Origin of the sequence: Microterricola gilva, from assembly GCF_004217495.1 — a bacterium.
GTDB lineage: Bacteria > Actinomycetota > Actinomycetes > Actinomycetales > Microbacteriaceae > Microterricola > Microterricola gilva.
Genome location: NZ_SHLC01000001.1, coordinates 767,112 through 781,935, shown reverse-complemented (window position 1 = coordinate 781,935; position 14,824 = coordinate 767,112). Strand labels below are relative to the sequence as shown.

12 protein-coding genes are annotated in these 14,824 nt (G+C 68.3%); 6 read left to right on the top strand and 6 right to left on the bottom strand.

Translation table 11 applies throughout. From position 1 onward, the window contains the following. Window positions 1-51: 51 nt before the first annotated feature. The gene (gene guaB1 / locus EV379_RS03465) at window positions 52-1,491 is read right to left on the bottom strand and encodes a GMP reductase (protein WP_130504915.1); all 1,440 of its coding nucleotides are present in this window, start codon (window positions 1,489-1,491) and stop codon (window positions 52-54) included. Window positions 1,492-1,693: 202 nt separating this feature from the next. Here guaB1 and EV379_RS03460 point away from each other — a divergent pair, with 202 nt between their 5' ends. Next, a complete protein-coding gene (locus tag EV379_RS03460; RefSeq protein ID WP_130504914.1) occupies window positions 1,694-5,389 on the top strand; it encodes a multifunctional oxoglutarate decarboxylase/oxoglutarate dehydrogenase thiamine pyrophosphate-binding subunit/dihydrolipoyllysine-residue succinyltransferase subunit in 3,696 nt (1,231 codons plus the stop codon). Window positions 5,390-5,537: 148 nt separating this feature from the next. Further along, window positions 5,538-5,900 carry a PGPGW domain-containing protein gene (locus EV379_RS03455; protein ID WP_130504913.1) on the top strand — a complete coding sequence of 121 codons (363 nt, stop codon included), beginning with the start codon at window positions 5,538-5,540 and terminating at the stop codon, window positions 5,898-5,900. A gap of 36 nt (window positions 5,901-5,936) precedes the next feature. Here the strand turns inward: EV379_RS03455 and EV379_RS03450 are convergent, their stop codons facing one another. From EV379_RS03450 to EV379_RS03440, 3 genes are all read right to left on the bottom strand, one after another. After that, on the bottom strand, window positions 5,937-8,180 hold the full coding sequence (locus EV379_RS03450; RefSeq protein WP_130504912.1) for an MMPL family transporter: 2,244 nt from the start codon (window positions 8,178-8,180) through the stop codon (window positions 5,937-5,939). Between the two features lie 68 nt (window positions 8,181-8,248). Further along, window positions 8,249-8,491: a zf-HC2 domain-containing protein gene (locus tag EV379_RS03445; protein ID WP_130504911.1), complete on the bottom strand. Its 243-nt coding sequence runs from the start codon at window positions 8,489-8,491 to the stop codon at window positions 8,249-8,251. Continuing rightward, on the bottom strand, window positions 8,488-9,144 hold the full coding sequence (locus EV379_RS03440) for a sigma-70 family RNA polymerase sigma factor (protein WP_130504910.1): 657 nt from the start codon (window positions 9,142-9,144) through the stop codon (window positions 8,488-8,490). Before EV379_RS03440 ends, EV379_RS03445 begins: the two co-directional genes overlap by 4 nt. Window positions 9,145-9,356: 212 nt before the next feature. Between EV379_RS03440 and aroA the strand changes: the two genes are divergently transcribed. The 3 genes from aroA to bcp are packed head-to-tail and all read left to right on the top strand — an operon-like array spanning window position 9,357 to window position 12,339. Next, complete coding sequence (gene aroA / locus EV379_RS03435) at window positions 9,357-10,718, top strand: 3-phosphoshikimate 1-carboxyvinyltransferase (protein WP_130504909.1); 1,362 nt, start codon at window positions 9,357-9,359, stop codon at window positions 10,716-10,718. A gap of 30 nt (window positions 10,719-10,748) precedes the next feature. Beyond that, the gene (gene rsgA, locus EV379_RS03430) at window positions 10,749-11,816 is read left to right on the top strand and encodes a ribosome small subunit-dependent GTPase A (protein WP_130504908.1); all 1,068 of its coding nucleotides are present in this window, start codon (window positions 10,749-10,751) and stop codon (window positions 11,814-11,816) included. Window positions 11,817-11,859: 43 nt separating this feature from the next. After that, complete coding sequence (gene bcp / locus EV379_RS03425) at window positions 11,860-12,339, top strand: thioredoxin-dependent thiol peroxidase (protein ID WP_130504907.1); 480 nt, start codon at window positions 11,860-11,862, stop codon at window positions 12,337-12,339. A 25-nt stretch (window positions 12,340-12,364) separates the two neighbouring features. Here the strand turns inward: bcp and EV379_RS03420 are convergent, their stop codons facing one another. After that, window positions 12,365-12,769, bottom strand: coding sequence for a hypothetical protein (locus tag EV379_RS03420; protein ID WP_130504906.1), 405 nt, complete (start codon window positions 12,767-12,769; stop codon window positions 12,365-12,367). A gap of 219 nt (window positions 12,770-12,988) precedes the next feature. Between EV379_RS03420 and EV379_RS03415 the strand changes: the two genes are divergently transcribed. Continuing rightward, window positions 12,989-13,237 (top strand): WhiB family transcriptional regulator, encoded by a 249-nt coding sequence (locus EV379_RS03415; protein ID WP_047407066.1) that lies wholly within the window; start codon window positions 12,989-12,991, stop codon window positions 13,235-13,237. 73 nt (window positions 13,238-13,310) lie between these two features. On the opposite strand, the gene EV379_RS03410 is transcribed toward EV379_RS03415, so the two are convergent. Next, entirely contained in the window at window positions 13,311-14,810 is a 1,500-nt protein-coding gene (locus EV379_RS03410; protein WP_130504905.1) for a sensor histidine kinase, read from the bottom strand. Between the last annotated feature and the right edge of the window lie 14 nt (window positions 14,811-14,824).

The window sequence follows — 14,824 nt, the reverse complement described above, 5'->3', positions numbered from 1 at the left end:
GAATTGGCAGGAGGAGGGTCGTCCATTGTGGTGCCAGTATATGTGAGTCGGCTACCAGCTGACTGGGAGCGCCTTGCCCTCCTCGTAACCCGCGGCCGATTGGATGCCGACACGCGCCCGCTGCTGGAACTCCGTCACGGTGCGCGCACCCGCATAGGTGAACGAGCTCCGCACGCCGGAGGTGATCATGTCGAGCAGGTCCTCCAGCGAGGGCCGCTGCGGGTCGAGGAAGATCTTCGAGGAGGAGATGCCCTCCGCGAAGAGGGTCTTCCGCGCCAGCTCGTAGGCGTCCAGGCGCTCGAAGCGTTCCTTGACGGCCTTGGTCGACGCCATCCCCCAGCTCTCCTTGTAGAGCCGTCCCGCCGGATCCGTGGCGAGCTGGCCTGGCGCCTCGATGGTGCCGGCGAACCACGACCCGATCATCACGGATGCCGCACCGGCGGCCAGCGCGAGCGCGACGTCGCGCGGGTAGCGCACACCCCCGTCCGCCCAGACGTGCGCACCGAGTTCCCGCGTGGCCTCCGCCGTCTCGAGCACCGCCGAGAACTGCGGCCGCCCGACGGCCGTCATCATGCGGGTCGTGCACATGGCGCCGGGCCCGACACCGACCTTGATGATGCTGGCGCCCGCGCCGACCAGGTCGCCGACGGCATCCGCCGTCACGACGTTGCCTGCGACGAGAGGGATGCCGAGGCCCAGCCCGCTCACCGTCGCCAGCGCGCGCAGCATGCCCTCCTGGTGTCCGTGCGCGGTGTCGAGGACGAGCACGTCGACCCCCGCCGCAGCGAGCGCCTGCGCCTTCGCCGCGACGTCACCGTTGATGCCGATCGCCGCGGCGACCGCGAGACGGCCCGATGCGTCGACGTTCGGCTGGTAGATCGTCGCGCGCAGCGCGCTCGTGCGGCTGAGCGTTCCGACCACGGCGCCGTGGTGCATCACCGGCGCGAATTCCAGGTCCGCGGCCGCCATGACGTCGAATGCGCGGCGGGCGGTGTCGACGTCGTCGGCGTCGAGGGCGGTCAGCTCACCGTGGAGCAGATCGCCGAGCCTGGCATCGCTCGGGGCCGTCGCGAGCCTCGCCGCCTGGATGCAGCCGCGGTATGCGCCCGCGTCGTCCTGCACGAGGATGCCGTGGCCGGGCACGGCAGGCACCTGGCGCAGCGCCTCGGAGACGGTGGCGTCCGGCGAGAACAGGAACGGGGTGTCGAAGCGCACCGACTGGTCCTTCACCCAGCGGATCGCCGCGTCCAACTGCTGCAGCGGCATGTCCTGCGGGAGAACGCCGAGGCCGCCGCGGCGGGCGAGGGAGGCGGCCAGTCGCGGCCCGGTGACGGAGTTCATGTTCGCCGCGACGATCGGGATCGTCGCGCCCGTGCCGTCATTCGGGGCCAACGACACGTCGAGGCGGCTGGTGATGGCGGAGCGGCTGGGAACCAGGAACACATCGGAGTAGGTGAGGTCGTGGCTCGGCGCTGTGCGGTAGAACTCCATGTCGCCAACGCTATCCCCGTTGTGTGGGCGAGCGCACCTGTCATGTTCGAGCGCTGCGGAGCACCGCTCCTGGCTGCGCCGCACAGCCGCGCCGCACACCGTTGCGCACAAAAGGGGATTAGGCTTGAACCCTGCTGCGGGTATCCAGAAGACGCCCGCGCATCCCAGTTCCAGAATCAACGAAGAGAGTGGGCGATCGGCTGTGTCGAGCCAGTTGACCGGGTCGGGTTCCGACGAAACAACGTCGGAAGAATTTGGGGCCAATGAATGGCTCGTCGACGAGATGTATGAACGATTCCTCGTCGATAAGAATTCGGTCGACCAGTCGTGGTGGTCGATTCTCGAGAACTACACGCCCAAGGCGGCGCAGGACGCCGAGGCGCCCGCCGCAGCAGCGGTCGAGCCGCGCCCCGTCACCGCACCGATCTCCGTGATCGGCAGCCAGCCGGCGGCCAAGACCACCTCCGTCGCCCCGAAGCCGGAGCCCGTGCCGGCCGACGCGCCGATCACGACCCCGCAGCAGGTGATCGCCACCGAGCAGCCGGCGAGCACCCCCGACGAGATCGTGCCGTTGCGCGGCATGGCGAAGACCCTCGCCGTGAACATGGACGCCAGCCTGAGCGTGCCGACCGCGACCAGCGTCCGCACCATCCCGGCGAAGCTGATGATCGACAACCGCATCGTCATCAACAACCACCTCAAGCGCGCCCGCGGCGGCAAGATCTCCTTCACCCACCTCATCGGCTGGGCGCTGATCCAGGCCCTCAAGGTGTTCCCGAGCCAGAACGTGTACTACACGGAGGTCGACGGCAAGCCATCGGTCGTCAAGCCGGCACACGTCGGCCTCGGCATCGCCATCGACATCCCCAAGCCCGACGGCTCGCGTGCCCTCTTGGTCCCGGCCATCAAGCGCGCAGACACGATGACCTTCAGCGAGTACCTCGCGGCCTACGAAGACCTGGTCAAGCGTGCCCGCGGCAACAAGCTCACCGCCGACGACTTCAACGGCGCATCGATCTCGCTGACCAACCCGGGCGGAATCGGAACCGTGCACTCTGTGCCGCGTCTGATGAAGGGCGCCGGCTGCATCATCGGCGCGGGTGCGCTCGAGTACCCCGCCGAGTTCCAGGGTTCGAGCGAGAAGACCCTCGCCAACCTCGCCATCGGCAAGACCATCACGCTGACCAGCACCTACGACCACCGCGTCATCCAGGGTGCCGGCTCCGGCGAGTTCCTGAAGATCGTGCACGAGCTGCTCACCGGCCAGCGCACCTTCTACAGCGACATCTTCGCCGCCCTGCGCATCCCCTACGCCCCGATCGAGTGGGCGCCCGACATCAGCGTCGACCTGGCCAGCGCCATCGACAAGACCGCCCGCGTGCAGGAGCTCATCAACGCCTTCCGCGTCCGCGGTCACCTGATGGCCGACATCGACCCGCTCGAGTACGTGCAGCGCTCGCACCCCGACCTCGACATCGCGACCCACGGGCTCACCTTCTGGGACCTCGACCGCGAGTTCGTCACCGGCGGCTTCGGCGAGAAGCGCTCCGCACTGCTGCGTGACATCCTCGGCGTGCTGCGCGACTCCTACTGCCGCACGACCGGCATCGAGTACATGCACATCCAGGACCCAGTGCAGCGTCGCTGGGTGCAGTCGAAGGTCGAGCGCAAGTACGAGAAGCCGACGCACGACGAGCAGCTGCGCATCCTCGGCAAGCTCAACGAGGCCGAGGCGTTCGAGACCTTCCTGCAGACCAAGTACGTCGGCCAGAAGCGATTCAGCCTCGAGGGCGGCGAATCGACGATCGCCCTGCTCGACGCGATCCTCGCCGGCGCTGCAGAGGCCGGCCTCGACGAGGCCGCCATCGGCATGGCCCACCGCGGCCGCCTGAACGTGCTCACCAACATCGCGGGCAAGACCTACGGTCAGGTGTTCCAGGAGTTCGAGGGCACCGCAAGCAACAAGAACGTTCACGGCTCGGGCGACGTCAAGTACCACCTCGGCACTGAGGGCGTCTTCCGCAGCAGCACGGGCGCCCAGATCCCGGTGTACCTGGCAGCCAACCCCTCGCACCTCGAGGCCGTCGACGGCGTGCTCGAGGGCATCGTCCGCGCCAAGCAGGACCGCAAGCCGATCGGCACCTTCTCCACGCTGCCGATCCTCGTGCACGGTGATGCGGCCATGGCCGGTCAGGGCGTCGTGCTCGAGACCCTGCAGATGTCGCAGCTGCGTGCGTACCGCACGGGCGGAACCATCCACGTGGTCGTGAACAACCAGGTCGGTTTCACGACGCCTCCTGGCGAGGCACGCACCTCCGTGTACTCGACCGATGTCGCCAAGACGATCCAGGCCCCGATCTTCCACGTGAACGGCGATGACCCTGAGGCCGTCGTGCGGGTGGCCGAGCTCGCGTTCGAGTACCGCCAGGAGTTCAAGCGGGACGTCGTGATCGACCTCATCTGCTACCGCCGCCGCGGTCACAACGAGGGCGACGACCCCTCGATGACGCAGCCGCTGATGTACAACCTGATCGAGGCCAAGCGCTCGGTGCGCAAGCTCTACACCGAGGCCCTCGTCGGCCGCGGCGACATCACCGAGGAAGAGTACGAGGCATCGCACCGCGACTTCCAGGACCGCCTGGAGCGCGCCTTCATGGAGACGCACGCCGCACAGACTGGTTCGATGACCGTCGTCAACCCGATGAGCAACGGCGAGACGGATGACGCGGTCGGCGTCCCAGAGGTCACCGGCGTCTCCGAGGCCGTCGTGCACCTGATCGGTGACGCGTTCAACAACAAGCCGGCCGGTTTCACCGTGCACAACAAGCTGCAGCAGCTGCTGCAGAAGCGTCTCGACATGAGCCGCAACGGCAACATCGACTGGGGCTTCGGCGAGCTGCTCGCCCTCGGCTCCCTGCTGCTCGAGGGAACCCCGGTTCGCTTTGCAGGACAGGATGCCCGCCGCGGCACCTTCGTGCAGCGCCACGCCGTTCTGCACGACCGCGTCAACGGCCAGGAATGGCTGCCGCTGGCCAACGTCAGCGACAACCAGGCCCGGTTCTGGATCTACGACACGCTGCTCAGCGAGTACGCCGCCCTCGCCTTCGAGTACGGCTACTCGGTTGAGCGCGCAGACGCCCTCGTGCTCTGGGAGGCCCAGTTCGGTGACTTCGCCAACGGCGCCCAGACCGTCATCGACGAGTTCATCTCCTCCGCCGAGCAGAAGTGGGGCCAGCGCTCGAGCGTCGTCATGCTGCTCCCGCACGGCTACGAGGGCCAGGGTCCCGACCACTCCTCCGCACGCATCGAGCGCTTCCTGCAGCTCTGCGCGGAGAACAACATGACCGTCGCACGCCCGTCGACGCCCGCGTCGTACTTCCACCTGCTGCGCCGCCAGGCCTACCAGCGCCCGCGCCGTCCGCTCGTCGTCTTCACTCCGAAGGCCATGCTGCGTCTGCGCGGCGCATCCAGCGAGGTCGCCGACTTCACCAGCGGTGCCTTCGAACCGGTGATCGACGATGCCCGCATCACCGACAAGGCCGCGGTCAAGCGCGTGCTGTTCATGGCGGGCAAGATCTACTACGACCTGCGCAGCGAGCTCGAGAAGAACCCGAACGACCAGATCGCCCTCGTGCGCATGGAGCAGTACTACCCGCTCCCAGCGGCCGAGCTCAAGGCGGTCGTCGAGCAGTACCCGGACGCCGAGCTGTACTGGGTGCAGGACGAGCCGGAGAACCAGGGCGCATGGCCGTTCTTCTGCCTCGAGACGGCCAAGATAGGCCAGCGTCCCGTCGGTGTCGTGTCGCGCCCGGCATCCGCCTCGCCCGCTGCCGGCTCGGCCAAGCGCCACGCGGCCGAGCAGGCCGAACTGCTGCGCGCCGCCCTCACCCTGGAGTAGCGCGGAGCAGCAGCGCGATCGCACGAAGGCCCGCCCCGACCATCCGGTCGCGGCGGGCCTTCCGCTGTGCCCTGGCAGCGTCGCCGAGGGTCGCACAGAACCCGTCGCTGGATGTCATTCGCACAGGCGCGCGTCGTAGGCTGTGCGCATGAGCGAGCAGAGCAGCGCGAGGCGCGTCGGAGCGGCGTTCGGGCGCGCCACGAGCACGGCCGCGCACGGCGCACGGCGCGTCATCCGGAGCAACCAAACCGTGAATTCGGTCTACCGGACGGGGGTTGGTGTCGTCGGCGGTGGCACGGTCGCGCTCGGAATCGTTCTGATGCCGCTGCCGGGGCCCGGTGCCCTGATCGCTCTCGGCGGCCTGGGCATCCTCGCGACGGAGTTCGAGGGCGCCAAGAAGGTGAGCCGCACCGCGAACACGGCCGTCGGCAAGGGCGTCGCCGCCGCGAAGGCGGCGAAGGCCCGCAGGGACGCGTCCAGGGCGTCAGCGGCGCGACCAGCGCCGGAGTAGCGGGGACGTGCTCGGCGCCGCCCTCGCGGCTCCGGGCTACCGCTCGGTCGGTGAGCGATCGGCGGCGTCGAATCGCGGCGTCTCCGGCATCCGGGCGAGGGCCGACGGCCACCAGATGACACGCCCCATGTCGTATGCCAGAGCCGGAATGAGCAGGGAACGCACCAGGAAGGTGTCAAGCAGCACGCCGAACGCCACGATGAAGGCGAGCTGGACCAGGAACAGGATGGGCAGAACGCCGAGGGCGGCGAAGGTCGCGGCGAGCACGAGACCAGCCGAGGTGATGACGCCGCCGGTGACGATCAGGCCGCGCAGGATCCCCTCACGCGCTCCGTGCACCGCGGTCTCCTCACGCACCCGTGTCATGAGGAAGATGTTGTAGTCGACACCGAGCGCCACCAGGAAGACGAATCCGAAGAGCGGCACGACGGGGTCGGCCCCCGGGAACCCGAACACCCCGTTGAACACGAGCGCCGACACACCGAGGGCGGCCGCGAAGGAGAGCACGACGCTGCCGATCAGCAGGAGCGGCGCGACGACGGCGCGCAACAGCAGCATCAGGATCAGCATGATCACGACCAACACCAGCGGAATGACGAGGTTGCGGTCATGGATCGCCGCGGTGTTTGTGTCGAGAGCGACCGCCGTGGTCCCGCCGACGAGGACCGGGTCCGCCGTCGTTCCGACCCCGGCGAGCTCTGCACGCAACTCTCGGACGAGCGCCTCGGCCTCGAGCGAGTCACCGGCGTGGACGAGGGTCGCCTGCAGCAGCACCCGTCCGTCGACGACGGTCGGCTCACCCGGCGCGCTGCCTGGAGCGCCGAGCGCCTGGACTCCGTCGCTCGTCACGGGCAGGGCGCCGCTCGGAGAGTCGGCCGAGAGCACGCTCACCGAGTCGACGCCGTCGGTGGCGAGCAGCACGTCAGCCGTCTCCTGCAGCGAGTCCTCCGGGGCGATCACGACGGCCGGGGTCCCCGAACCGCCGGGGAAGTGCTCTGCCAGCAGTGCCTGACCGTCACGGGACTGGGACTCCCCGAGCACGAACTCGCTCGACGAGACGCCGTCGGCCTTGAGCTGCGTCATGCCGAGGGCCATGACGACCAGCAGGAGCGTCGAGCCGATCCAGATCACGCGCGGGCGGCGGCGGATGAGGCGGGCGAGACGCGGCCAGACGCCCTTGGCTTCGATGCCCAGCTCGCTTGGACCGGTCTGGCCGAGCTGCGGCCGGCGCGGCCAGAATGCCGTGCGTCCAGCCCAGAACATGAGGGCGGGCAGCAGGGTGAGCGAGGCGAGGAGCGCGAACACGATGCCGATCGCGGCGACGGGACCGAGGATCTTGTTGGAGTTGAGATCGCTGAACAGCAGGATCAGCAGGCCGGCGATGACCGTGCCGCCGGATGCGAGGATCGGCTCCCACGAGCCGCGCAGCGCAGCCCAGGTCGCCGTCCACTTGCTCTCGTGCACGTGCAGGGCCTCGCGGTAGCGCGCGATGTAGAGCAGCGAGTAGTCGGTTGCCGCCCCGATCACGAGGATGAAGAGGATGCCCTGGGTCTGGCCGTTGATCAGCAGGATGTCGGCCCTGGCCAGCTGCACGACGGTGAAGACCGCGGCGCACAGCGCGGTGAGACTGGATCCGAGCATGATCAGCGGCAGCAACGGCGAGCGGTACACGATGACCAGGATGAGGAACACGGCGGAGAGCGCGACGATCAACAGCAGCCCGTCGATGCCGGCGAACGCCCCGGAGAGATCGGCGGTGAATCCGGCCGGGCCGGCGAGATAGCCGGTGAGCCCGGCGGTCTCCGCCTCATTGAGCTGCGCGCGCAACTCGGCGACGACGTCGGCGACCTCTGCCCCAGTGTCGATCTGCACGAACAGCTCGGCGGCCTCGCCGTCCTCGGAGGGGATCGCGGGCGAGACGCCGTCGGCGAGCACGCCGTCCGTCTGCTGGAACTGCGTGGCCAGTTCGGTGATCGCCGCGGTGTCCGCCTCGCTCAGCCCACCGTCGCGCTGGACGATCACGATGGCCGGGATCGCCTCGTCGCCGCGGAAGTCCGCCTGAAGCTCCTGAACCTTGGTGGCCTCGGAGCTGGCCGGGAGGAACTGTGCCTGATCGTTGGTTGACACGTCGCTGATCGCACCGAACGACGCGCCGCCCAGGCCGAACAGGGCGAACCAGACGAGGATCAACGCGGCGGGGATCAGTACCCGCAACCAGCGGGGAACACGCGATGTCGGGTGCGGCTGGACGGGGGGTGCGTCGGAAACGGCTGTCTTCACTCCGCCTACGTTACCCAATTATCTAGCCAGGCGAGCAATCGACGGCACATCGGCTCCGAGCGGTCGGCCTAGGCGTGCTGCTGGCTGAGGCGCAGACGCGCGAGAACCTGGTCGCGCAGGTCTTCCGGCGCGCTCTCCTTGCACGCCCGCTGGACGGCCTCGGTCAGGACCTGGCCGACGAGGTGCTCCGTCGTGCACTCTGCGCAGTTCGCGAGGTGCTCGCGGATGTCTGCGGCATCCGTGCTGCACAACTCATTGTGCAGATACTCCTCGAGTTCAGCCTTGGCTTTCTCGCATCCGCAATCGGTCATTTTTTGCTCCTTGGCGCTGTGGCACCGGTGTCTGTTGTGGCGCGGCCGATGCCCTGCTCGAGGGCGTAACCGGCCAGCATCTCGCGCAGCATCCGTCGGCCGCGGTGCAGGCGGCTCATGACGGTGCCGATGGGGGTCTTCATCATGTCGGCGATCTCCTGATAGGAGAAGCCTTCGACGTCGGCGAAGTACACGGCGAGGCGGAAATCCTCCGGCAGCGACTGCAGCGCGTCCTTCACTGCGCTGTCAGGCAGGTGGTCGATCGCCTCGGCCTCCGCCGAGCGGCTCGAGCTGGCGGTTGTCGACTCCGCGCCGCCCATCTGCCAGTCTTCGAGGTCGTCGATCGTGCCCTGATACGGCTCGCGCTGCTTCTTGCGGTAGGTGTTGATGAACGTGTTCGTCAGGATCCGGTAGAGCCACGCTTTGAGGTTCGTGCCCTGCTCGAACTGCTTGAACGCAGCGAAGGCCTTGACGAAGGTCTCCTGAACGAGGTCCTGCGCGTCGGAGGGATTCTTCGTCATCCGCAGAGCAGCACCGTAGAGCTGGTCGATGAACGGAAGTGCCTGCTCTTCGAACAGCGCGCTGAGGTCAGGAGTTGCCGCGCCGAGCGCCTCGGCGCCAGCGGAATCGGCTTCAGTGGAGTCGGTGGTCATCACCGGCAATCCTAGAGCGTCCGAACTGTGCAGAGCGTCTGAACCGTATAGCTCTGAACCGTGCAGGGCGTCCTGCCCGCGCATGGCCGCCGGGCCGTGCACATCTGAGAGCGCGAGCGCCCCTATCGGGCGATCGAGCACCGCGGTCTCCGCCATCGTTCTCCTCGTCATCAGCCTGCGCCATGGAGCGGCACCGACTACTCTGATAACCAATGCTGATCTCGAGATATTCCAAGCCCGACTTCGATCCGTACGGCGAAAACAGCCCGGAGCCCGAAGACACGCTCTGGCCCGCGCCAACGGCGTCGGTGCCGACGAGCGCGGTTCTCTCGCTCCCCGGCTCCAAGTCACTGACCAACCGCGAGCTCGTGCTCTCCGCCCTGGCCGACGGTCCCTCGCGGCTGCGTGCACCGCTGCACTCGCGCGACAGCGACCTCATGGTCGAGGCGCTGCGCGAGCTCGGCACCGTGATCGAGACCGTGGCAGGCGATGGCGAGTACGGTCCAGACCTCCTCATCACCCCAGCCGAGGAGCTCAGCGGCAGCACAACGATCGACTGCGGGCTCGCCGGAACGGTGATGCGCTTCCTGCCTCCGCTGGCCGGTCTCGCGCTCGGACCGACGACCTTCGACGGTGACGAGGCCGCCCGCCGCCGCCCGATGGCCACGACGATCAGCTCGCTGCGCGCGCTCGGCGTCGACATCAACGACGACGGCCGCCCCGTCCTGCCGTTCACCGTGCACGGATCCGGCCACATCGAGGGCGGCGAGATCACCATCGACGCCTCGCTGTCCAGCCAGTTCGTCTCCGGCCTGCTGCTGGCCGCCGCCCGGTTCGACAACGGCCTCACCCTCAGCCACTCCGGTGAGCGCCTGCCGAGCATGCCGCACATCGAGATGACGATTCAGACGCTGGCCGCGCGCGGCGTCACGGTGGACTCCCCCGCACCCGGCACGTGGATCGTGGCCCCCGGCCCGATTGCCGCCGCGGATGTCGCCATCGAGCCCGACCTGTCCAACGCCGCGCCGTTCCTGGCGGCAGCCCTCGTCACAGGTGGCTCCGTCACGATCACGGGCTGGCCGAGCGAGACCACCCAGATCGGCGCGCGACTGGCCGATCTGCTGCCACTGTTCGGCGCCACCGTGAGCCGCGGCGGCGACCGTCTCACCGTGACCGGTGGCGACGGAATCCGCGGCGTCACCCTGGATCTGCCGGAGGGCGGCGAACTCGTGCCGAACCTCGTCGCGCTCGCCGCGCTGGCGTCCGAGCCGAGCACGATCACCGGAATCGGGCACATCCGCCACCACGAGACCGACCGGCTCGCCGCCCTCGTCACCGAGATCAACAAGCTCGGCGGCAACGTCACCGAGCTCGAGGATGGCCTGCACATCGAGCCGGCCGAGCTGCACGGCGGCACCTGGCTGAGCTACGAAGACCACCGCATGGCGACGACGGGCGCGATCATCGGGCTGGCCGTCGCGGGCGTCGAGATCGAGGACATCGGCACGACCAGCAAGACGCTGCCGCAGTTCACCGAGCTCTGGCACGCCATGCTCAGCGGTCACGGCGCCTGAGATGACGACGCTGCGAATGGGGTCGGCCGCATGAGCTGGTGGAGCGATGACGCCGACGATGACGAGCCCGAGTTCGATGAATCCGCCGTGCGGGTTCGCCCCAACCGCAAGGGCAACCGCCCACGCACCAAGACCAGGCCGGAGCACAACGACGCCGTGACCGGCCGCGTGCTCGGCGTCGACCGCGGCCGTTACACGGTGCTGCTCGACGAGAACACGCCGGACGAGCGCCAGGTCACCTCCGCGCGCGCCAGCGAACTGCGCAAGAAGGCCGTCGTCACCGGCGACCGCGTCGACATCGTCGGCGACACCTCCGGCGCGGAGGGCAGCCTCAGCCGCATCGTGCGCATCCAGCCCCGCGTCACCCTGCTGCGCCGCAGCGCAGACGACACCGATGCCGTCGAGCGCGTGATCGTCGCCAACGCGGACCAGATGCTCATCGTCGTCGCTGCGGCCAACCCGGAGCCGCGCATCCGCCTCGTCGACCGCTACCTGGTCGCCGCCTACGACGCCGGGATCACACCGATCCTCTGCATCACCAAGACCGACCTCGCCGATCCGGCCGAGTTCCTGGCGAACTTCGCCGGGCTCGAGTTCCAGGTGTTCACGAGCCGGAGTGACGAGATGCCGCTCGACGCCATCGGCGCGGCCCTCGTCGGCCACGACACCGTGTTCGTCGGCCACTCCGGCGTCGGCAAGTCGACGCTGGTCAACGCGCTGGTCCCCGACGCCAAACGCGCCGTCGGCGTCGTCAACACCGTCACGGGGCGCGGCAGGCACACCTCCTCCTCGACGGTGTCGCTGCGCCTCGAGACGGATGCCGGCCGCGGCTGGGTCATCGACACCCCCGGCGTGCGCTCCTTCGGGCTCGGCCACATCAACACGGACAACATCCTGAAGGCGTTCACCGACCTCGCCGCCATCGCCGAGGACTGCCCGCGCGGCTGCAGCCACCTGCCCGACGCGCCGGATTGCGCGATCATGGAGGCCGTCGAGGCCGGGCGCCTCGGCGACGCCGGTGCGGCGCGCCTCGATTCGCTGCAGCGCCTGCTGGCTACCTTCGCCCCGTCGAACCGCACGGTCAGCACCGAACGCTGACCGTGCGCACTGGCGGGCTCGCGCCAGCGGCTACGGTGGAAGCATGACCGAATCTGTGCGCCTCGAGCCCGGCCAGCCCGCCCCCGACTTCACCCTCGACGACCAGAACGGTGCTCCGGTCTCGCTGTCCGCGTACCGCGGCCAGAAGGTGGTGCTCTACTTCTACCCGGCAGCGATGACTCCGGCATGCACCACCCAGAGCTGCGATTTCCGCGACAGCCTCGGCTCGCTCGCGGCCGCCGGCTACCAGGTGATCGGCGTCTCCAAGGATTCGGTCGCGACGCTGGCCGAGTTCGCCGAGCGCGATGCGCTGACGTTCCCGTTGCTCAGCGATGAGGACCTCACGGTGCACACCCTCTACGGCGCGTGGGGTGAGAAGAACAGCTACGGCCGGATCGTCACAGGCACGCTGCGTTCCACCTTCGTGATCGACGAGGACGGGCGCATCTCGCACACCTTCTACAACACCAAAGCCACGGGCCACGTGGCGATGCTGCGCAAGCGCCTGAAGATCACGAGCTGACGTTCGACGCCGCCCGGGCGGCGTCTCAGCTCGCGTCGTGGGCGAACTGGTTGCGGATGCCGGGCGCGAGCAGTAGCACGATGACGATGAGCGATGGCGCGAGCAGGGCCCAGCCGAGCTCCGGCCGGGCGTAGATGCCCTGGAAGCAGCCGACAGCGACGGCGACCTGCATCAGCTGCCAGCTGATCGCGGCGCCCCGGATCCAGGAGCGCCTGCGCACGGCTCCGATCGCGATGGCGGTGACGAACACGAATGCGACGATCGTGAGGACGAGGATCGCGACGGCGCTGACGAACGAGGCCGGCTGCTCCGTGAGCAGCTCGAAAACGAGCCACATCACGGCCGCGAGCATGAGGGCGGCCTCGGCGAACAGCAGCGCGAACAGCAGCACCATCCCGCGTGACGGACGACGCCGGAATGGGGGGTACATTCCCCGGTTTTCAGGGGTAGACAGCTCATTACTCACAGGGGAATCCCATACAAAACTATTGATTTGACACGCCCACTATGGGAGCATATTTGAGGTCAAGTTGACGCTCACAGGGACGTGAGCTGATCATGTCAGATCCTACTTCCTGCAACCTGACCGTTCCTCGCATGTCAGCCAATCGGCTCTGCGAAACTTCCCCCGCAATAAAGGAGCACCCCCATGGATTGGCGCGATAAAGCTGCCTGCCTCACAGCCGACCCCGAGCTGTTCTTCCCCGTTGGGAACACCGGACCGGCCGTCGACCAGATCGAGAAGGCGAAGACCGTCTGCGGTCGATGCAATGTGACCGAGATCTGCTTGCAGTACGCGCTCGAGACCGGTCAGGACTCCGGCGTCTGGGGTGGCCTCAGCGAAGACGAGCGCCGCGCGCTCAAGCGCCGCGCCGCACGCGCACGCCGCGCCTCCTAGACCGCGCACTCACACGCACCAACGCAGAAGCGCCGCACGAGAAATCGTGCGGCGCTTCTACGTTGTTGACGTACTAGTTCTGGCGTTTGTCGAGCCAGCGCAGCGGGATCTCGATCGTCACTTCTGTGCCGCTGCCGAGAACGGTGTGCCAGTCGATGGTTCCGCCCAGTTCGCCCTGGATCAGCGTGCGCACGATCTGGGTACCGAGGCCGGACCCGACCTTGCCCTCCGGAAGACCGGAGCCGGTGTCGCGCACCCGCACGGTGAGCGTCTCCTCATCCCGCTCTGCGATGATCTCGACCTCGCCCTCGCGACCCGCGAGGCCGTGCTCGACCGCGTTCGTCACGAGCTCGGTCAGGGCGAGGGCCAACGGCGTCGCATACTCGCTCGGCAGCACGCCGAATGTGCCGCTCGATTTGGGGTGGACGGTGGTGTTGTGGGCCGAGGCGACCTCGGCGACGAGCAGCAGCACGCGGTCGAATACGGCGTCGAAGTCGACGTTCTGGCTGAGCCCCTCCGAGAGGGTGTCGTGCACGACGGCGATCGCCGCGACGCGGCGCATGGCCTGGGCCAGCGCCTCCCTCGCCTCCTCCGAACGCCCGCGACGGGCCTGGATGCGCAGCAGCGACGCGACCGTCTGCAGGTTGTTCTTCACCCGGTGGTGGATCTCACGGATTGTGGCGTCCTTGGTGATCAGCTCGCGTTCCTGGTGCCGCAGCTCCGTCACGTCGCGGCAGAGCACGATCGCGCCGATGCGCTCCCCCCGGTTGCGGATCGGGATCGCCCTGAGGCCAACGGTGACCCCGCGCGCCTCGATGTCGGTGCGCCACGGTGCCCGGCCCGTGACGACGAGCGGCAGCGACTCGTCGACGACGAGCTTGCCGGGAAGCAACTTGGTCGTGACCTCGGCCAGCGACTCGCCCTCGAGCTCGTCGACGAAGCCCATGCGGTTGAACGCCGAGAGGGCGTTCGGGCTGGCGAAGGTCGTGATGCCGTCGACGTCGAGCCGGATCAGCCCGTCCGATGCACGGGGCGCCCCACGCCTCGGCCCCGTCGGCGCGCCGAGGTCGGGGAAGTCCCCCGTTGCGATCATCGCGAAGAGCTCGCTGGCGCAGTCGTTGAAGGTCAGCTCCTGGCGGCTCGGGGTGCGGGCCTCGCTGAGGTTGGTGTGCCTGGTCATCACGGCGACGGGGTCGGGTGCGACGGCCGAGCCGGATGCCGAGAGGCGGCGCATCACGGGGATGGCCTTCACGCGGGTCGGTGTCTCCTCGTACCAATCCGGTGCGGTGTTGTCGACGATCTGCGCCGTCTCGAAGGCCTCCGTCACCTGCTTGCGCCATTCGGCCTTGATCTCCTGACCGACGAAGTCGCGGTAGAACAGCGTCGCGGCGCTGGAGGGCCTGGCGTGGGCGACGGCGACGAAGCTCCCCGTCTCCGTCGGCACCCACAGCACGATGTCGGCGAAGGCGAGGTCGGCTATGAGCTGACCGTCGGCCACCAACATGTGCAGCCAGTCAACATCAACTTGGCTGCTGCGGCCCTGGGCAAGTACGAGATCACTGAGCGTCGACACGGCATCCAGCGTAC